The following is a 19,085-nucleotide window of genomic DNA, read 5'->3' as shown; positions in this document are numbered from 1 at the left end:
ACCTGTTTCTTGCACGAAAGCGTTGCCGAAGATTTCGTCGCGCGACCCAAGCCGTATTTGAACCGCAGGTTGCTGACCCGGTTTCGTGATGGCGACAGGTCCGTTTTCCTGTTTCCGCAGGAACAGGCACCGCGAAACGCCGGGGCCGGGCTGGAAATGTTTGTTCTTGAATACTGCCAGGAGACATTCGATTTCGAGAGCTCCCTGGCTCATCAGATTTTGAACGCGATCATTCCAGTCTATATAGCGGCGCATACCGGATTTAATGTCAAACGCTGCCTGCATGAAACCGAGTTGTCCGTTGGACATATACAGGAATCCGGTGGCAATCCGTTTTTGTTCGAAGTCGACCCACAAGACCCTTTCAGCCTGTCAGAAGCCGGACATGGCCCGCGCGGCGTTTACGGGGTGTCCCGCGATAGCTTGATCCCGGATCAGGCGACGGGAATTGCAAAGTCTCTTTTGTTTTGCCAGGCACCAAAATTTCAACTGGTTCTGCAGGAACAAGCGCTCGTTCGTCACGCCCTCGAAGGGTTTACGGATGTTGAGATTGCGCGGGCCATGGATGTGTCAAGAGACCGGGTCAAACAGATTTGGCAACGCATCTATGCACATCTGGAGGATATCGTTCCCGAGTTCTTTTCTTCCGTCGCATCCCCTGTTGAAGGTTTGAAACGGGGAGGGGAGAAGCGGCGCGTTTCCGTTGCATATCTGAGATCACATCCGGAAGAACTCAGGCCACGAGTCTTGCGGCGAGTTTAGAGCGGCAAAACTGTAAATGACAGAGACCTTAGGGTCAGGATGCATTGATTTCGATCTCGCAGCATGATTCACGGCTCGAAAAACGGAGTGGTGACATGAGCGATCTCTTCTGGCTGACCGACGCGCAGATGGCCCGTCTTGCGCCTTTCTTCCCCAAGTCCCACGGCAAGCCACGCGTCGATGACCGGCGTGTGCCAAGTAGGATTATCTTCATCAATCGCAATGGCTTGCGTTGGCGTGACGCCCCTGCTGCATATGGCCCTCACAAAACGCTTTACAGCCGCTGGAAGCGTTGGAGCGAAAAGGGCATCTTCGCGCGGATGATGGCCGGGCTGGCGGCGGAACACGGCGAGAAAGCGACCGTGATGATCCCCTCTCGGGACATCACTGCGTGATGCCCTGCCGGGCGGTGGACGCGACATATCTCAAGGCCCACCGAACGGCGACCAGCATGGCCGCCAAAAAGGGGGGGGGCGTGGTCGCCTGATCGGTCGCACCAAGGGCGGTATGAACACCAAGCTGCACGCCATCTGCGACAGTCAGGGGCGACCGATTGATTTGTTCGTCACCGCAGGACAGGTTAGCGACTACATCGGCGCGCGGGCGTTGCTGAGCAGCTTGCCGGACGTGGATTGGTTGCTTGGGGATCGCGGCTATGATGCCGACTGGTTCAGGGAAGCGTTGCAAGACAAAGGGATACGCGCCTGCATCCCTGGCCGAAAGCAACGCAAGAAAGCCGTCAAATACGACAAGCGTCGCGACAAATGGCGTAACCGGATCGAGATCATGTTCGGCAGGTTGAAGGATTGGCGGCGCGTCGCCACACGCTATGACAGATGCCCCAAGGTGCTCTTCTCAGCCATCGCCCTCGCAGCTCTCGTCATTTACTGGTTATGAATCCTGACCCTAGGTAGGTTCAGGACGCTTTCGCGCTTTTTGGGGGGGGCATTCGAGCTACGCCGCTATCCATAGGGCTAGGTTCGCTCCCATCTGCTAAATTATATCATGCATACCATTTGCCCTCTGGTAGGAAGTGTGTTATGCAAATGATTGTATGTAATTTTTTTAAAAATTTATCAGTGTCTTGCGGGTAAAATGCTGCGGACACCTCGTCCGCCACCATACCTTTTTCATCGATCGGCTTTGGTCGCCTTGGGCGGCCTTTTTTGTGTTTTATATGAGCTTGGCCTATTCGCCCGTGTCTCTTAAGTTTCTTTCGGTTTCGTCTAACTTTGGTCATTGAGTGGTATGGTATGTCGTATTTTCATGGCCTTGCCTGGCAAACTCACCAAGAAGCTCGTCGAGAATCTCGGCGCTGGGCGTCACGGCGATGGGAACGGGCTGTATCTCGTCGTCGATCCCTCCGGTGCGCGGCGGTGGATCGTTCGGGTAGTGGTCAAATGCCACGACGCGATCGCTGCTCGTGATACCCACGCCGTCATTCCACCGCGCAAGAACGCCAAGCCCTGAAAACCCACGAGCAACGGGGCCATCGTCCGGAACCAAGCCGTGGAGGCGTCAAGATACCTGGGCCGCACCCTGTGGCGACGATGGAGTGGCTATCACCGCCGCAGCCGCGTCAAGACCAAGATGCATTGTGTGAAACGACTGGGCGAGAGCCTCCTGGCGCGGGACTTCGACCGTCAAGTCGCGGGGATCCAGGTCCGCATCACGGTGTTGAACCGCTACACCGCTCTTGGAATTCCTGTCACAGAACCCGTGGGATGAGTCCGTCAGGGGAACGGGAAAGAACACCCTTCATTCGATTTGTGCAACAAAGCCAGTCTGAAGGAGGCGCGATGGGGCGTCGCGGCGCAGTATTTGGAGTGCGTGTCGAAAGTCAGATCTGGGCCGTTCGCGTCAATCGATACAAATGGGCGGAAAGTGTGCATTCGCTGCATCTGCGAACCATTCGTGCCACTGAGCAAACAGCTGACATTTAGGTAGGGTCGATTCCAGGATTCGTTCTGCGCCGCCGCATGGCTGTCGGGACTCCATTCCGACCGATGCCGCGCGATTCTCGAATGGCGGTTTGGCTGCGTTATACCTATAATTCCTTCACCAACCGCAGGGCGTCATAAATTGCGGCGTGTGTGTTGCGGGCTGAAACGGCATCGCCGATCCGAAAGAGTTGAAACGTCCCGACCTCGTTGCGTTGAATGGTCTGCGGCGCGCCTTCGATCAATGCATCATGATCCACAGCCCCCCCATTCGTGCTGAGCGGTTTCAGATCGAAATACAATTCGTCCAAAGGCAATGTGCCGTAGTTGATGATGATTTGATCGTAATCTCGTTCCTTCAAGTGATTGCTGTAATCGGTGCCAATCGTTGCCGTCAGTTTGTTGCCGCTGCGGGCCACGTCGAGCAATCGGCGCGTCACTGTGAAGGTCACGTCTTTGTCCTGAAGCGAGCGCATATACGGCACTAGGTTCATCGCCATAACGCCCGGTGCGAAGGTGCGGTCAGGGGTCAAGACCTCGACGGTTGCCCCCGCAGCTGCGACGATTTCAGCCGCTTGCATCCCCGCATGATCACCCGCTTCGTCATAGATCAAGACACTCTGCGCGGGCTTCACGTCTCCTGCGATGATATCCCACGACGTCACCACATGCTGCGCGTCCTCGCCGCTTTCGAATAATTCGGTGTTGGGCATTCCGCCTGTGGCGATGATGACGACATTGGGGTTCAAAGCCGTGACATCTGCCGCCTCGGCCCAGGTGTTGAAATGGAACACCACGTCACGGGCCGCACATTGGGCCATCCGCCAGTCGATGATCGAGATCATCTCGCGACGACGCGGGCTTTGGGCGGTCAGGCGGACCTGTCCGCCGGGGTCGGGCTGGGCCTCAAACACCTCAACATCATGACCGCGTTCGGCCGCGACACGGGCAGCTTCCAGTCCTGCGGGGCCTGCGCCGACGATGACCACTTTGCGTTTCTTAGCGGCGGGTTCAATTGTATGCGGCATGGTTAACTCACGCCCTGTGGCCGCATTGTGAATACACAACGCGTCTCCAGCCTCATAGATGCGATCAAGGCAATATGTGGCACCAACGCAAGGGCGGATATCATCCTCGCGACCTGCCATAATTTTTTTGACAACATGCGGGTCTGCCATATGTGCGCGGGTCATGCCAACCATATCCAAAAGCCCTGCTTCGACCGCATGCCGCGCCGTTGCCACGTCAGGGATCTTGGCAGCATGGAAAGTGGGCATACCTGTCAGCTTTTTGACCTGTCCTGCAAAATCCAGATGTGGCGCGTTTTTCATGCCTTGGATCGGGATTAGGTCGGTCATCGCCGGATCGGTGTGGATGCGACCGCGCACCACGTTCAGAAAATCCAGTTGCCCCGTATCTGCCAGCGTTTTGGAGATCTTCAGCCCGTCTTCGGCAGTAATGCCGCCTTTCTGCGCCTCATCCGCCGTATAGCGGAACCCGACGATGAACTCGTTGCCAACCCGTTTGCGGATCGCGGCCAGCACATCAAGCGGAAACCGCAGCCGGTTTTCCAAGGTGTCCGCGCCATAGGGCCCGACCAGATCGTTGGTCAGCGGCGACCAGAATTGATCAAGCAGGTGACCGTAGACCTGCAATTCGATGCCATCCATTCCGCCCGCCTGCATCCGCTCTGCAGCATCCGCAAAGTCTATGATGATGCGTTCAATGTCCCAGTCCTCGATCAGCTTGGGAAAGGCGCGGTGCGCCGGTTCGCGATGTTTGGAGGACGACACAGACGGCAACCAGTTGCCTTTGTTCCACGTCGTCCGCCGCCCCAGATGGGTCAGCTGGATCATCACTGCACAGCCATGTTCGTGACACCCATCGGTGAGGTTCTGAATCCACGGCACGACCTCGTCCTTATAGGCGAGGATGTTGTTGAACACCGGTGGGCTGTCTTTTGACACGGTCGCAGAGCCTGCGGTCATGGTCAACGCAACACCGGCTTTCGCGCGTTCTTCATGATAGGCCCGATAGCGGTCTTTGGGCATGCCATCTTCGGGGTAGGCCGGCTCATGGCTGGTCGTCATGATCCGGTTTTTCAACGTCAGGTGTTTCAGTTGATAGGGCTGAAGCAGCGGGTCTAAGCTCATTGAAAAGTGTCCTTTTCCGAAGGTGCCAGAGGGCGAGCGGCCTTCTTGACATAAGTGTCAAGTCCATCCTGTGCGGCAATTGACACATCTGTCAAGATTTCTATCCTCACGGCATGACGAATTCTTCCTCTCGCCAACCCGGCTCAAAAGACCTTTGGCTTGATGCCGCCTACGAGATGCTTGTGTCCGATGGTATTGATGCGGTCAAAATCATGGCCTTGGCCAAAAAGCTGAACCTCTCGCGTACTGGATTCTACTGGTTTTTTGCCGACCTCAAAGAACTTCACATCGCAATGATCGAGCGTTGGGAAAACCAGAACACCGGCAACCTTGTGGAGCGCTGCACCGAGCCTGCGCTGAATATCTGCCAATCGCTGTTCAATCTGATGGATTGCTGGCTTGATCAGTCATTGTTCGATGCACGTCTGGACCTGGCCATCCGCAATTGGGCGCGCGTGGACGATGAGCTTCAGATCAGAGTGAACGATGCAGATCGTATCCGCATTGATACCGTCGCGGAAATGTTTCAACGTCACGGTTTTCCACCGGACCAAGCTCACGTGCGCAGCCTGACAGTAATCTACACACAGATCGGATATATCTCGATGCAAACCAAAGAGGCGCTCCCAGACAGGCTCGCGCGGGTACCGCACTACGTTGAGATTTTCTCTGGTACCGTTCCATCGAGTAGGGACGTCGAAGTTTTTCTCGCGCGACATATTTAAGCACCAACGCTACGTATGACCGCAGCACTTCAGTATGATCCTTTTCCCATCATCCTTTCGGCGCATGATGCACTTTGCGGCCACTGGTGCATTTGCGGCGATTTGTCAGTCTACTACGCACAGTCGACCTTTGGCCGCCCAAAATACTGCGGCAAGGACGAGTGACGGGATTGGCGAAGCTGCGGTGCGCCGCTGGTTGCTATTGTGCAAGACCGGTATGGGCAGGTCGCGCCACATCCGATGTCGACTCTTAACTCAATTCATTGAGCGGGAGATGCTTTTCGTGGTGACCTTCTCAAGGCGTGGTTGATTTGCCAACGCCAGCTTTGCGAGTTGAACTTCGCTCGGCATTTGCTGCTTTCGCCTTCCTCATAAAGAAACTGTCACTTCAAAATATTGCATAGTCTGCAGTAGTTGCATATCAGGCAAAGATATCGACAGCTCGTTGCGAAACGGGAAGCAGCACATGGCCGGACATACAGACAAGGATACCGTAGAAGGTGCTGCGCTCTCGTGGCGCGACAGGCTGTTGCGCTACAAATGGGCGCTTCTGGCTATTCTGCTTTGCCAGATCGGTCAGGTCGCGGCCTCTTTGTTTTTGCCGAGTTTCAGCGCCGATGTCATCGATATCGGGATCGCCGCCGGAGATTCTGCGACCATTCAATACTACGGCGGCCTTATGGGGCTTGCGGCTGCTGCCCAACTGGCGCTGAGCGCCACGGCGGTTTTCCTCGGGGCTACTGTTGCCTATCGTATCGGGCAAAGCCTTCGGGCCGATGTTTTCGCCAAGATCCACAGCCTCGCCCTGTCGCAGGTTCAGGGGTTTACGGTCGGCTCGCTCATTACGCGCTGCACCAACGATGTTCTACAGGTCCAGTCGATGTTGATCATGGCCTTCACGATGGTTGTCGTTGCCCCCATCATGGGCATCGGCAGCGCGATAATGGCAGTGCGTCAGGATGCGCAGCTTTCCCTGCTTTTGGTGTTTGCCGTCCCTGTTTTGACAGCCCTCATCGGCTATCTGACGATCAAGGCGGTGCCGCTATACCAGCGGATGCAGACGCAACTGGACCGTGTGAACAGCATCCTGCGAGAGCAGATCGAAGGCATCCGCGTCATTCGCGCCTTTTTGCAGCAGCCGCGCGAAGCCACGCGTTTTGCGACGGCGAATAATGATCTGACGGGCACGGCGATCCATGCGGGCCGGTTGATGGCGATGATCATGCCCTCGCTGACAGCAGTGATGCAGCTGACATCCGTGGCCCTGATCTGGGCGGGTGCCAGCCGCGTGCGCGACGGCGATCTGGAAGTCGGTTCACTTATTGCTTTTCTGTCCTATGTCGCGCTGATCCTGATCGGGGTGATGATGATGGGGTTGATGATCGTCATGCTGCCGCGCGCGCTGGTCAGTGCGCGGCGCATCATGGCGCTGTTGCAAAGCCCCGTCGAAGTCGGCCCGCCCGCCTTTTCCAAACCCCTGCCGCCGGTTGGATCGGGGCTGCATCTGCGGCTTGAGGGTGTCGGTTTCGGCTATCCGGGCGCGGAGGCTATGGTTATCGAGGATATCACCTTTGATCTTGGGCCGGGCGAGACTCTTGGCATCATTGGTGCGACGGGTTCGGGGAAGTCCTCTATTATCAATCTGATCGCCCGTTTGAATGATCCGAGCGTTGGGCGCGTCACCTTGGCGGGCGTCGATCTGCGAGAGGTCGCGCCACAGGAATTTTCCGCCCATATCGGATATGTGCCGCAGAAGTCCTACCTGTTCTCAGGCACCATCGCGGATACCTTGCGGCTCGGGAATCCGGAGGCGGACGAGGCAACGCTTTGGCAGGCGCTGGAGATTGCACAGGCCTCCGATTTCGTACGTGCCATGCCCGATGGGCTGATGGCGCCCGTGGCGCAGGGTGGTGCGAACTTCTCTGGCGGGCAGCGCCAAAGGCTTGCGATTGCGCGGGCGCTGGTGAGCGACGCAGATATCTACCTGTTTGACGATAGTTTCTCGGCGCTCGATCAGGCGACGGACCGCAAGTTGCGCGCCGTCCTAAGAAAGGCTGTCAGCCATGCGGCCGCGGTGATCGTCAGCCAGCGCGTTGCCTCGATCCGCGATGCTGACCGGATTCTTGTCATCGAGAAGGGCCGCATGGTCGGCCTTGGGTCCCATAAGACCCTGCTGCAGGAGTGCCCCGTTTACGCGGAAACTGTTCTTTCTCAGGCCGGCCCCGAGGAGGACGCCGCATGACCATGACCAAAGATCAGAAACTCGAAACCGTTTCGAGAACGCAGGACAGCGCCCCCGGGCCCAGAACGCCGGGCGGGTCTGTCGCAGGGGAGAAACCGAAAGCGGCAAGGGATGCCGCGCGGCGGATCTGGGCAGCCTTTGGCAGCAACCGCAAGGTTCTGATCGGGACACTCGTTCTGAGCCTTGGCAGCGTTATCGGCACCACTATCGGCCCTTGGCAACTGGGCCTTGCTACGGATCTGCTGGTCAGCGACGGCTTTACGCTCTCGGCGCTTCTGCGCCAGCTTTTGCTGGTGGCGGCGATCTATCTGGTCGCCTCCGGTCTCAACTTTGCACAGGCCTGGCTGATCAACGATCTGGTGCAAAATATGGGACGCGATCTGCGCGAGGCCGCGCAGGGTAAACTTTCCCGTGTGCCGCTTAAATGGTTCGATGCCCAACCGCGCGGAGAGGTTCTTTCGCGGTTCACCAACGATATCGACAACATGGTGCAGAACCTGCAACAGGTCGCCAGTCAGGCGATGCTGTCGCTGATGACGGTTGTCGGTGTGCTGGTCATCATGGTGCTGTTGTCCGTTCCACTCGCCATTGCTGCGGTGGCGGCGATCGGGGTTTCTGTCGGGGTGACGCGTCTGCTGAGCCGTGCCGCCCAGCCGAGATATGCCGAGCAGTGGCGTGAAACGGGCCAGCTGAACGCATTGGTCGAAGAGACGGTAACGGGGCAGGCGCTGATCCGTGTTTATGGTGCAGGTGACCGCGTGGGCGGGCGCTTTGCCGAAAAGAACAACGCCCTGACGGCTGCAAGCATGCGCGCGCAGGTCTTTGCCAGCCTGATCCAGCCTGCAACGATGTTCGTGAACAACTTCGCCTATATCGCGGTGGTTGTTTTCGGGTCCTTTCAGGTGCTGGCAGGCGCGCTCAGCCTTGGCGGGGTGCAGGCCTTCATCCAGTACATCCGCCAGATCGGTCAGCCGATTTCGCAGCTTGGCAGCATGGCCGCGCAGGTGCAGTCCGCGCTTGCCTCGGCAGAGCGGGTGTTTGAGCTGCTGGACGCGCCCGAAATGTCGAACGACACCAAGACGGCAGGGCTGGACACGCCGGTCAAAGGCCATGTCCGCTTTGCGAATGTCGGGTTCCGCTACGCTCCGGATCAGCCCCTGTTCGAGAACGTCAGCCTGGAGGCAGCGCCCGGCCAGATGCTGGCCATCGTCGGCCCGACAGGCGCGGGCAAGACGACATTGGTCAACCTGCTGATCCGCTTTTACGAGATCGACAGCGGGGTGATCGAGCTCGATGGCCAGGATATCGCCGCCATGCCGCGCAGCGCGGTGCGGCGTGCCATGGCGATGGTCTTGCAGGATTCATGGCTCTTTACCGGAACGATCCATGACAACATCGCCTATGGCCGTCCGGATGCGACCCGAGAAGAGGTCATCGCCGCCGCAAAACGCTGCCACGTGGATGACTTTGTTTGTACCCTTTCCGATGGATACGACACTGTTCTGAGCAACGGCGGCGCGCAGCTGTCCCAAGGGCAACATCAGCTGATGACAATTGCGCGGGCCTTCCTGCTTGACGCGCCGATCCTCATTCTGGACGAGGCCACCAGTTCGGTCGACACCCGCACGGAAATGCAGATCCAGACAGCGATGGCCGACCTGCGTCAGGGCCGCACAAGTTTCGTGATCGCCCATCGCCTTTCAACGATTCGCGACGCCGACATGATCGTCTACATGGAAAGCGGCACCGTGCGCGAAACCGGAACGCATGATGAGCTTATGGCGCTGGAAGGGGGGTATTGGCAACTCCAGAAAGGGGCGCAGACTTGACCCGCCAGACCAATACCTCGCCTGACCCCTAATCAAATAACGCATCCCCAAAGAGAGATCGGCATGACAAACCGTCAAAAAGATGCCCTACATCATTGCCGCAGCCATATACGCCGCTGCGATGGCACCGCAAGCCAAGGCACATGACATCACCGACGTGTTCCTGACGGAACGTTCTGCAAATTGCGCAGACTATGTTGAGGCTTTGTTGCACAAATGAAGGACTCATCTCGCGAATCCAGCGTGGTAGTTCGAACCCATGAGCAGTTGCCCCCCCCTACGAAATACAAGACCACGACCTGGTCGACTTGCAGTGACAGCGTGAAGCGACCTGGGTCGCTATCAATCTGGTTTGATCCGCAGATGGTCTGGATATCGCCGACGACGGGCAGACGCGGTCGGCCGCAACAATTCAGTGAGGCCGCGATCCAAGCCTGCCTGACACTGGAGGTGTTGTTCAGAATGCCGCCCCGGCAAACGACAGGCTTCGTTGAGAGCTTGCTGAAGTTGGTAGGGTTGAGCTGGGAGGTGCCGTCATTCCACCGCGCAAGAACGCCAAGCCCTGAAAACCCACGAGCAACGGGGCCATCGCCCGGAACCAAGCCGTGGAGGCGTCAAAATACCTGGGCCGCACCCTGTGGCGACGATGGAGTGGCTATCACCGCCGAAGCCGCGTCGAGACCAAAATGCATTGTGTGAAACGACTGGGCGAGAGCCTCATGGCGCGGGCCTTCGACCGTCAAGTCGCGGAGATCCAGGTCCGCATCACGGTGTTGAACCGCTACACCGCTCTTGGCATCCCTGTCAAAGAGGTCATAGGGTAAGTCCTTCAGGGGAAAGCGGTAGCACGTCGTTCAAACGATTTGTGCAACAAAGCCCTCTGGGGACGCCAACGGCATGCATCCTGCTTAATACGTGTCAGGTGTTGCCAGACATGACCGACAGCCAAACGCGGGCACCCAGCGGCAGAAGGCGATCGTCGAAATCGAACTTCGGGTCGTGCAGCCCCGGGCCGTCGCCCATCCCGAGAAACCCGAAAGACGCAGGGACCGCCGCGCCGTAGAAACCGAAATCCTCGCTGATCATGCGCGGCGGGGTGTCGGTTGTGGTGGTCGTGACCTTTGCGACGGCCTTGGCGAACAGTTCCGTCGTCTTCGGGTCATTCCAGGTCACGGGGTAGTCGCGAAGATAGGCAACCTCTGCCGCGGCGCCAAACCCTTGTGCAATGGCGGGCACCATCGTCTTCAGGCGCGCTTCGATCAGATCGCGTACGTCTTCGTCCAGCGTCCGCACCGTGCCGCGCATGCTCGCTTGTGGCGCAATCGTATCCTCGTTGTCCGAGGCTTGGATCATGGTAACAGAGACAACCCCCGCCTGCGTTGGCTCGATATTGCGCGACAGGATCGATTGCAGCGCGACATGGATATGGCTGCATACCAAGAGGGGATCGATGCAGGTTTCAGGCCGCCCCGCATGTCCGCCTTTGCCGGTCACGGTGATGCGCAAACTGTCGGCTGCGGCCATGATGCCTGCGCTGCGTGTGGCGAACATCCCTGTGGGCAGATCGGGCATGACGTGCAGGCCGAAAATGCGTTCCAGACCAAATCGTTCGATCAGGCCGTCCCGCAGCATGGCCCGCGCACCGGCACCGCCATTTTCCTCGGCGGGCTGAAAGACGAGCACGGCCGTCCCCGCGAAATCGCGGGAGTGCGCCAGCTTCCTCGCTGCGAGAAGCAGCATCGCCGTATGCCCGTCATGACCGCAGGCGTGCATCCTCCCCGCCACTTGAGAGGCATAGGGAAGCTGCGTCGCTTCGGTCATGGGCAGCGCGTCCATGTCGGCACGAAGCCCAATGGTCGGGCCGGAATTTGTGCCATTGATCACCCCGACAACACCGCTGTGCCCGACGCCCTCAACAACCTGATCGCAGCCCCAATCCCGCAGGGCGCTGGCGACGATCCCTGCGGTCCGGGGTAGGTCAAACAGCACTTCGGGATGCGCGTGTAGATCCTGGCGCAAGGCCGCTGCCTCTGCGATCCAGTCGGCGGGCAGGTCTGCCATCCGTTATCCTTTCCGGTGCGCGAGGAACGTGCTGATCCGGCCAAGTCCTTCCTTCAGGTCTTCGGTCGGATTGGTAAAGCCGATCCGCAGCCAGCCTTCCATCGCCATCGCACTGCCGGGGGTCAGCATTACGCCTTCCTCTTCCAGAAGCGCCACACACAGATCGCGTGACGGCATCTGCAGATCGTACCGCAGCAGCGCCGTGGTGCCGGACCGCGGCGCGACCCAGGTGATGAGAGGTTCGGCATCGACCCAATCGCGCAGAATGGCGAGGTTGGTGCGGGTGATGTCCTGGGAGCGCGCGATAATCGCCTCGCGGTTTTCCAGCCCGATGGCGGCGAAATACTCGTCGATACGACTGACAGAGATCGTATTGTAATCGCGGTGGATCATCACCGTTTCCAGCATTTCGGACGGCCCCGCGATCCAGCCGACACGCAACCCGGCAAGGGAATATGCCTTGGACATGCCCGCCGTGCTGATGCCCTTTTCATAGATATCCGCGACCGAGACCGTATAGCCATCGCCAACCTGGTCGGTCCCACGGTAGACTTCGTCGCAAAGCAGCCACGCGCCAACCTCGCGCGCAATGGCGGCAATGTCCCCCAGCACCGCCGCATCCATCAAGGCGCCGGTTGGGTTGTTGGGATTGTTGATCGCGATCAGCTTGGTGTCGGGCCGGACCATCGCGCGCAAGGCGTCGAGGTCTGGCAGGAAATCGGCTTCAGGGCGCAGGTGCAAAAGCTCGATCTCAGCGCCGATGCTTTCCGGGATGGAGTAATGCTGCTGATAGGTCGGGATGACGGAAATCACGTGATCGCCTCGGCTGATCAACGCCTGATGGACCAGCGCGTTCGCCCCAATCGTCCCGTGGGTCGTCAGGATGTTTTCGCGGCTTTGGGTATCGTAGAGACTGCAAATCGCATCGCGCAAACGGTCACTGCCTTCAATCGCGCCATAGGACATCTTCATGCCTGACAGATCGTCCAGGACCGTTTCGCGAATTCCGGCAATGTCGATCAACTCACCCAGCGTGATGGAGGCAACGCAGGTCTCTGCAAGGTTGAGCTCGCAGGTGTTTTCGTACGCGTTCATCCAGATTTCGACGCCGAAAGGTTGAATGTCCATTTAACGCTCCTCTTGGGTTCGCAGCGTTTTGCTGCGTTCTACGTCACATGTGCCATGAAGATGACCTCAAGGCCCAGAGCAATGGAGAGAAAAAAGACGGGGCGGTCGCCAAAAGAACTTTTGGACGACACAGTAACGGCTGACCGGAATTGAGATGCCCTGACAATCGACCTGGGCTGATAGCTGTCATGGGACATACGACGCATCAAAGCCCGTTCAGCGCCGAAGGCCGCATCGGAGGCTTGTTCGCAGCCCAAATTGGCGTTTTCTGCAAACTGCGCGAATGCCGGCTTTTCGATTGATGAAATTGTCCGCTGCGCAGCAATACGGGCGAAAGAAGTGTAGTTTGGTTCCTACACCCCCTTGGCTTTATCTTACATGCCGGAAAAACAGGCCCGCGACAGGTTTGGTGTCTTAGGCTTGTGCCGTCCGCCTCTGCCGCATCCGCAACCCGACGAAACCGGTAAGGCCGGTTAGGAGGATGGGAAAACCAGCAGGAAGTGGAACGGATGACATTGGCGGCACGAGAGTAAACGTACTGGACGGGGCGCCAGAAAAATAGATAGAGGGCTTATGTGTGTCTGCGGCATCAACGAGGCTAAATCCCAACCTCGGAACTGTACCCTGAGAAAGCAGGACGTCAGAGAAATCGCTCTGCAACATAAACGGGTTTGTGCCAATGCTGAAATAAATATGCCCCAAAAAAATTGTTCTGGTGCCGAAAGTCGCTGACGAAACACCGTGAAGAGCGAGTGATATATAACCCGAGCTACCGGCACTCGTAATGTTCCCGCGGTCAATTGCGAAAGACTGTGACGTACCATTGTTCCAAGCCATGCTTCCGGTAACATTCGAAATCGACGAAAAAAGGGACTGGGTATCATCGACGTCAAAGGTCAAGGAACCAGTGACCTCTGCGCCCAACGGTAAGCCCGACGTCAGGAGAGGATTCGAATTATCGTTCGTCACCGAAAAATCGACTTGCAGTGTTGCCGCTGAAACCGAACCTCCGGTTAAAGCAAGGATCAGAGCAGTAACCAAAATCTTGATGTTCATTGTATTCCCTCAAAAAAAATTGCGCCAGCAAGGCGCTCTTACACCGGTCCGCAAGCCACAAGAAAAAGCAAGAACTACCAAAGAGGCTGTCGTTTTCATTTCCGTCCATCCGCGCCACTGCTCACGCTTTGGTTGCAGTCGAACAGTTTGAGTTGAGAAATGATGAAGCAGGCACCCAAATGCCAAGCGAAACATTTTGCCCCACAAAAAACAGGCATCCATGCGTGCGCTGCGAACGGCAATTCCGTCCCCCAAACGGTCCTCTAACCGAATGGAATGCCGCAGCGCGCTGCCGGTGATTGTTTTGTGGAAGCTGGCCAGCGGCGAAATGGGTTGCTATGGCTGGCAGCGACGGGTCGGGCGCCACGTCATGTAACCCTTAGCCCTTTGCCAAGTGTCTTTGGCGAATAGGGTGCCGACCTGACCCATGAGGACCATAGGTGTTGCCGCGCAACGGCAGCTTGGTCATTTTGAAAGACCCGGGCGCATTCCCGGAAGGAGAGCTGTGATGACCCTCGAAACCCTTTGCCATCGCTATCTTGAGGCGTTGAATACCGCCGATCTGGAAGGCGTCCGCGCGTTGTTTGCCCCCGGGGCCGAGGTTATCTCCCCGCTCTACGGTGCCCGGCCCGCACACGATTTCTATGCGGAGCTTTTCGCGGATACCGCACAGTCGGAGACGCATCTTCTCAACATCTTTGACAGTTCCGCCCAAGGTGGGGCGGTCGCGCTGCATTTCCGGTATGTCTGGACCTTGGCAAGCGGGAAGGTTGTCGCGTTCGAATGTGTCGACGTGTTTGAGTTGGCGGAGGACGCGCAGCGGTTTGCTCGGATGACGATCATTTATGATACCGCGCCGCTCCGCGCGGATTTTGAGGCGTCTCGGGCCCAAGGCTAGCGCGGGCCCGGGTCACAGGGACGTTCCGGGCCGCTTGTCGCGCCGCGTTACAGGTTCCAGCTAAACCCGACCGCCTCTTCGGACACTTTCCAAAGGCGCTCCATGACCGGTTTGTCATGGCCATGGGGTTGCAGCGTGCCTTTGCCGACGGGGCCAACGAATTGCGCGGTGCCGGTGGGGCCGTAAAGCGCGCGCTGCTCCAGCCCGTCTTCGGTGGCGCACATGACTTCCGGCCAAGAGCCTTTTTCGGCCGACTGCACGATGGGCAGCATGGACATGAGGCGGAACATGATCCGCGTCATCAGGTTGCCGCTGGTGGAAATCAGCGATGTACGCGACGCGCCGGGGTGGCAGACATAGACCTGCACATCCGTGCGGCCCGCCGCATCCAGCCGATCCTGCAATTCATAGGCAAACATCATCTGTGCCAGCTTGCTTTGGGAATAGGTCTTGTTCTGGTGGTAATTCTTGTCCCAGTTCATGTCGTCGAACTGGATGGTCTTGATCCCCATGTTGTAACCAAGGCTGCTGACCACCACGATCCGGCCCTTGCTTTGTTCGATCCGGTCGAACAACAATCCGCATAGCAGGAAGTGCCCGTAGTGGTTCGTGCCCAACATACTTTCAAAGCCGTCGACGGTGAACTTCTGTGTGGGCACCTGCGCAATGGCTGCGTTGCACATCAGCGCGTCGATTTGGGGAACGGTCCGCAAGATCTCTGCCGCGGCGTCGCGCACGCTGGCGAGGGAGGCCAGATCAAGGTGGATGAAACTGACGTCCGCATCCGTCCCGAATTCCTTTATCAGCTCGGCGATGGCAGTTTGCGATTTCTCGGCCGATCGGTTCAGCATCACCACCTTGGCGTTCTTGGCCAGCAGCGTGCGGGCGGCCTGAAATCCCGCGCCCGCATTGGCACCGGTGATCAGGAACGTCTTGCCGCGCAGGTTGCCAAGCCGCTTGGGTGTCCAGCCTTCGGGGCCGAATGTCGTGTCTGCCATTGTCTTGCTCCTTTTCAGTACGTGACGGATATGTCTGTCTGTGTCGGAGATGAAGGTAACTCTCGCATCGGGGGCAAAACAGGTGCAATTGTCGCAAATACTTGCCCGATCGTCTCACCCATATTGCAAATGCCCGATCTTCTTGCCAGCTTGGCTGCATGAGCAAAGACCAGATCACCCAGCTGATCAAGCGCCACCTGCCGCAGGCTGGCCTTGAGCATACCGCATTGAAAGGCGTGCAGCTTTTCCATGTGACCACGCCCGTTCCCTGCATCCCGGCGGTCTATGAGCCGACCATCGTGGCGATCGTGAGCGGCGAAAAAGAGGCGATCCTTGATGGGCAGCGCCACGTCTATGATGCCAGCCGGTATCTTCTGTGCCCGATGACCATGCCGGTCGAAGCGGGCACGCCGCATGCCTGCCCGGAGGCTCCGCTTCTGGGCGCGGTGATCCCGCTGGACCCGCGCATCATGCGCGAGCTTGCCATCGACGTCGAAACCGCTGCCGGCGCGTCGCGCAAAACGGATGGCCCCGTGCCGCAGGCGCTGTCGCTGGCGCGTTGGGATGCGGCGTTCACGCAGGCGCTGCTGCGATTGCTGGAGCTATTGGACGACCCGGTGGACATGGCGGTGCTGGGACCGGGGCGTCTGCGTGAATTCTATTACGCGGTGCTGAAGGGGGAGGCGGGCGATGCCGCGCGGCGCGCCTTTGGCGTCGGCAATGAAATCGCGCGCACGATTGACTACCTTTCCACCCGGCTGAACACCTCTGTCACCATTGACGACATGGCCTCGCATGTGGGGATGAGCCGCGCGGTCTTCCATCGCCGGTTCAAGGAGGCCACGACCATGTCCCCGATCCAATTCGTGAAATCCATGCGACTTAGCAATGCGGCGATGAAGATCGCCGATGGCAAGACCGTCAGCGAAGCGGCGATGGATGTCGGCTATGTCAGCTCGTCCCAGTTCAGCCGCGAGTTCAAGCGCATGTATGGCCAGTCGCCCCGGGAATGGGGCAATGCCGCGCAAGGTTCGGCAGGGCTGGTGTAAGGCGCGGCGCTGGATCGGTACAAAGAAGGACGCAAGGCGATGGATATTCTCAAGACCGCAAATGACTGGGCCCGGGCAGAGATGTTTTCCTCTGCCATCTTCATCCTATTCGGTGCGTTGTTTCTGGCCGCCAGCTTCGGCTTTTGGCAGATGGGAAGGACAGACGTGGCGCGGGCCTTTGTCCTCCCGGCCTTGATGGCAGGCGTTCTGTTGGTGATCCTTGGCGGCGGGTTGTTTTACGGCGCTCAGAAAGCGCTGGCGGGCCATGGCGCGGCCTATGCCGCCGACCCGCCGGGATTTATCGCGTCCGAACTGACCCGCGTAGAGGCGACGATGGCCCAGTACAGCACCGCCGTTTTTAAAGTGATGCCGCTGATCATCATCCTTAGCGCTGCGCTGGTCATGCTGTTGCAAGGGCCGATCTGGCGCGCCAGCCTGATCACCACCATCGCCATGATCACGGTGGTCATGCTGGTGGACACGAATGCCAATGCCCGGCTCGCGGCCTATAGGGACGTGTTGCTTTCGGCCAAATCAGCGCCATAACCGCTGCCAGCCGCCAGCGCCGATGTCAGCGCCTTGGCGGCGGTCACCGCCTGCGCCCCGTGCAGCGGCCAGGATTGCGTCAATCCTTCGAGGATCAGCAGCAAGGCGACCTCTTGCCCGGCCAGCCCGGTGGCGGCGGCGGCGCGCTCTGCCACCTCTTGCTTGTGGCGCGACAGCAAATCCCGGACCGAACTGCTGCCGGGATCTGCCGCGACCGCTGCATGAAACAGGCAGCCATGCGTCGTCTCGCGTTCCATCCAAAGCCCGACCCGGTCGATCAGGGCCGCCCGCGCCGCGCCCGGATCAACTGGCAGGTCGTCCAGCACTTGCGCCATATAGCGTTGGTGCCGATGCTCCAGCGCGGCCAGAACCATGTCGGCCCGCGACGGCATATACTTGTATAGGGTGCGCAAGCTCACTCCGGCGGCATCGCGCAGCGTCTCGACGCTTGGCTCGGCAAAGCCTTGGCTGGCGAAGGTTCGCTCCAGCCCGGCGGCGATCTTTTCATGTGTTCCGGTCATGCTTGACGCGGTAGAGGGAGTGTTCTACCTGCGCAAGTAGAATGAATGCTCTACCTGCCGATTTAAGGACGTCCCATGACCCTGCCAAAGACGATGAAAGCCATTCTGCTGACCGGTCATGGGGGGCTTGATCGGCTGGAATACCGCGCGGATGTGGCCGTGCCCCAGCCCGCAGCCGGCGAAGTGCTGATCCGCGTCGGGGCGTCGGCGGTCAACAATACCGACGTCAATACACGGACGGGCTGGTATTCCAAGGCGGTGCGGGGCGATACGAATTCCGCCGCGACGGAAGGCTATGGCGGGGCGTCGGATGCCGATGGCGGCTGGTCGGGCGCGCTGGACTTTCCGCGCATCCAAGGGGCCGATTGCTGCGGCAAGATCGTCGCTGTTGGCACGGGCGTCGATGCCGCGCGCGTGGGCCAGCGCGTGCTGGTGCGCCCCATGTATCACCCATCGGACAGCGCCGATCCTTTTGCGCTTTTCACCTTCGGGTCAGAGCGGGACGGCGCATTTGCCCAGTTCGCCACCATAGATGCGGAACAGGCCATCGCTGTGAACAGCCCGCTGTCGGATCTTGAATTGGCCTCCTTTCCCTGCGCGTTTTCCACCGCAGAAGGCATGGTGCAGCGCGCCGGTCTGGGGGCGGAGCGTGTGCTGATCACCGGCGCGTCCGGCGGGGTCGGATCGGCTGCGATCCAACTGGCCAAACGGCGCGGGGCGCATGTGACGGCTGTGACCAGCCCGGCCAAGGCGGATGACCTTCGGAGCCTGGGCGCGGATGCCACGCTGGGCCGGGATGACGACCTGCCAGCCGATGCTTTCGATGTGGTTCTCGACCTTGTGGGCGGGGCGCGCTGGCCGGGTTTGCTGGACGCGCTGGCGGTGCGTGGACGCTATGTGACCTCGGGCGCGATTGCTGGCCCGATTGTGGAGCTTGATCTGCGCACGCTGTATCTCAAGGATCAGACGCTGATCGGCAGCACGCGGCAGGATCCGCGCGTGTTCACCGACCTTGTCGGCTATATCGAACGGGGCGAAATCCGTCCCGTCGTGGCCGCCAGCTTTGACCTGAAGGACATCCGTGCCGCGCAGGAAGCCTTCCTTGAAAAAGGACATATAGGGAAGATCGGCCTGCGCATTCCGTAATGCGCGGGGCATATGCCCGCGCCGGGCCTGC

At 59.0% G+C, this 19,085-nt stretch carries 15 protein-coding genes and 3 pseudogenes; 12 read left to right on the top strand and 6 right to left on the bottom strand.

Annotated elements, in window-relative coordinates; translation table 11 throughout:
• From E4Z66_RS19620 to E4Z66_RS06300, 3 genes and pseudogenes are all read left to right on the top strand, one after another.
• On the top strand, nucleotides 1-762 hold a 762-nt coding region (locus tag E4Z66_RS19620), incomplete at its 5' end, for a sigma-70 family RNA polymerase sigma factor (RefSeq protein WP_168797732.1).
• Between the two features lie 95 nt (nucleotides 763-857).
• Nucleotides 858-1,659: pseudogene (locus E4Z66_RS06305) on the top strand (IS5 family transposase).
• Between the two features lie 501 nt (nucleotides 1,660-2,160).
• A pseudogene (locus E4Z66_RS06300) lies at nucleotides 2,161-2,490 on the top strand (transposase); the annotation flags it as partial.
• A 319-nt stretch (nucleotides 2,491-2,809) separates the two neighbouring features.
• Here E4Z66_RS06300 and E4Z66_RS06295 read toward each other — a convergent pair.
• Nucleotides 2,810-4,855, bottom strand: coding sequence for an NADH:flavin oxidoreductase (locus E4Z66_RS06295; RefSeq protein ID WP_136462072.1), 2,046 nt, complete (start codon nucleotides 4,853-4,855; stop codon nucleotides 2,810-2,812).
• A 113-nt stretch (nucleotides 4,856-4,968) separates the two neighbouring features.
• On the opposite strand from E4Z66_RS06295, the gene E4Z66_RS06290 reads away from it, so the two are divergent.
• The 5 genes and pseudogenes from E4Z66_RS06290 (at nucleotide 4,969) to E4Z66_RS06275 (ending at nucleotide 10,475) form a co-directional block, all read left to right on the top strand.
• Complete coding sequence (locus tag E4Z66_RS06290) at nucleotides 4,969-5,580, top strand: TetR/AcrR family transcriptional regulator (RefSeq protein ID WP_136462071.1); 612 nt, start codon at nucleotides 4,969-4,971, stop codon at nucleotides 5,578-5,580.
• Between the two features lie 466 nt (nucleotides 5,581-6,046).
• Nucleotides 6,047-7,822: an ABC transporter ATP-binding protein gene (locus E4Z66_RS06285; protein ID WP_136462070.1), complete on the top strand. Its 1,776-nt coding sequence runs from the start codon at nucleotides 6,047-6,049 to the stop codon at nucleotides 7,820-7,822.
• The gene (locus E4Z66_RS06280) at nucleotides 7,819-9,651 is read left to right on the top strand and encodes an ABC transporter ATP-binding protein (protein WP_136462069.1); all 1,833 of its coding nucleotides are present in this window, start codon (nucleotides 7,819-7,821) and stop codon (nucleotides 9,649-9,651) included. Before E4Z66_RS06285 ends, E4Z66_RS06280 begins: the two co-directional genes overlap by 4 nt.
• A gap of 82 nt (nucleotides 9,652-9,733) precedes the next feature.
• Nucleotides 9,734-9,871: a hypothetical protein gene (locus tag E4Z66_RS19615; RefSeq protein WP_168797731.1), complete on the top strand. Its 138-nt coding sequence runs from the start codon at nucleotides 9,734-9,736 to the stop codon at nucleotides 9,869-9,871.
• A pseudogene (locus E4Z66_RS06275) lies at nucleotides 9,868-10,475 on the top strand (transposase). The gene E4Z66_RS19615 and the pseudogene E4Z66_RS06275 overlap by 4 nt, the downstream one beginning before the upstream one ends.
• Nucleotides 10,476-10,569: 94 nt before the next feature.
• On the opposite strand, the gene E4Z66_RS06270 reads toward E4Z66_RS06275, so the two are convergent.
• The 3 genes from E4Z66_RS06270 to E4Z66_RS06260 all read right to left on the bottom strand — a co-directional run bounded on the left by E4Z66_RS06270 (nucleotide 10,570) and on the right by E4Z66_RS06260 (nucleotide 13,896).
• Nucleotides 10,570-11,712: an amidohydrolase gene (locus tag E4Z66_RS06270; protein WP_136462068.1), complete on the bottom strand. Its 1,143-nt coding sequence runs from the start codon at nucleotides 11,710-11,712 to the stop codon at nucleotides 10,570-10,572.
• A 3-nt stretch (nucleotides 11,713-11,715) separates the two neighbouring features.
• Nucleotides 11,716-12,840 carry an aminotransferase gene (locus E4Z66_RS06265; protein WP_136462067.1) on the bottom strand — a complete coding sequence of 375 codons (1,125 nt, stop codon included), beginning with the start codon at nucleotides 12,838-12,840 and terminating at the stop codon, nucleotides 11,716-11,718.
• A gap of 414 nt (nucleotides 12,841-13,254) precedes the next feature.
• Entirely contained in the window at nucleotides 13,255-13,896 is a 642-nt protein-coding gene (locus tag E4Z66_RS06260; protein ID WP_136462066.1) for a VPLPA-CTERM sorting domain-containing protein, read from the bottom strand.
• A gap of 508 nt (nucleotides 13,897-14,404) precedes the next feature.
• On the opposite strand from E4Z66_RS06260, the gene E4Z66_RS06255 reads away from it, so the two are divergent.
• On the top strand, nucleotides 14,405-14,794 hold the full coding sequence (locus E4Z66_RS06255) for a nuclear transport factor 2 family protein (protein WP_136462065.1): 390 nt from the start codon (nucleotides 14,405-14,407) through the stop codon (nucleotides 14,792-14,794).
• A gap of 47 nt (nucleotides 14,795-14,841) precedes the next feature.
• Here the strand turns inward: E4Z66_RS06255 and E4Z66_RS06250 are convergent, their stop codons facing one another.
• Nucleotides 14,842-15,792 (bottom strand): SDR family oxidoreductase, encoded by a 951-nt coding sequence (locus E4Z66_RS06250; RefSeq protein WP_136462064.1) that lies wholly within the window; start codon nucleotides 15,790-15,792, stop codon nucleotides 14,842-14,844.
• A 158-nt stretch (nucleotides 15,793-15,950) separates the two neighbouring features.
• Between E4Z66_RS06250 and E4Z66_RS06245 the strand changes: the two genes are divergently transcribed.
• Together E4Z66_RS06245 and E4Z66_RS06240 are read left to right on the top strand one after the other, a co-directional pair.
• Entirely contained in the window at nucleotides 15,951-16,841 is an 891-nt protein-coding gene (locus E4Z66_RS06245) for an AraC family transcriptional regulator (RefSeq protein ID WP_136462063.1), read from the top strand.
• Nucleotides 16,842-16,880: 39 nt separating this feature from the next.
• Nucleotides 16,881-17,387 carry a hypothetical protein gene (locus E4Z66_RS06240; protein ID WP_136462062.1) on the top strand — a complete coding sequence of 169 codons (507 nt, stop codon included), beginning with the start codon at nucleotides 16,881-16,883 and terminating at the stop codon, nucleotides 17,385-17,387.
• On the opposite strand, the gene E4Z66_RS06235 is transcribed toward E4Z66_RS06240, so the two are convergent.
• Nucleotides 17,348-17,908, bottom strand: coding sequence for a TetR/AcrR family transcriptional regulator (locus E4Z66_RS06235; protein WP_136462061.1), 561 nt, complete (start codon nucleotides 17,906-17,908; stop codon nucleotides 17,348-17,350). The genes E4Z66_RS06240 and E4Z66_RS06235 overlap by 40 nt on opposite strands.
• A 75-nt stretch (nucleotides 17,909-17,983) precedes the next feature.
• On the opposite strand from E4Z66_RS06235, the gene E4Z66_RS06230 reads away from it, so the two are divergent.
• Entirely contained in the window at nucleotides 17,984-19,054 is a 1,071-nt protein-coding gene (locus E4Z66_RS06230) for an alcohol dehydrogenase family protein (RefSeq protein WP_136462060.1), read from the top strand.
• The last annotated feature ends 31 nt before the right edge of the window (nucleotides 19,055-19,085 follow it).

The sequence above is a fragment of the Aliishimia ponticola genome (genome assembly GCF_004803475.1).
In the GTDB taxonomy this organism is placed as follows: domain Bacteria; phylum Pseudomonadota; class Alphaproteobacteria; order Rhodobacterales; family Rhodobacteraceae; genus Aliishimia; species Aliishimia ponticola.
The sequence above is the reverse complement of the archived record's forward strand: the minus strand, read 5'-3'. Positions and strand labels throughout refer to the sequence as shown.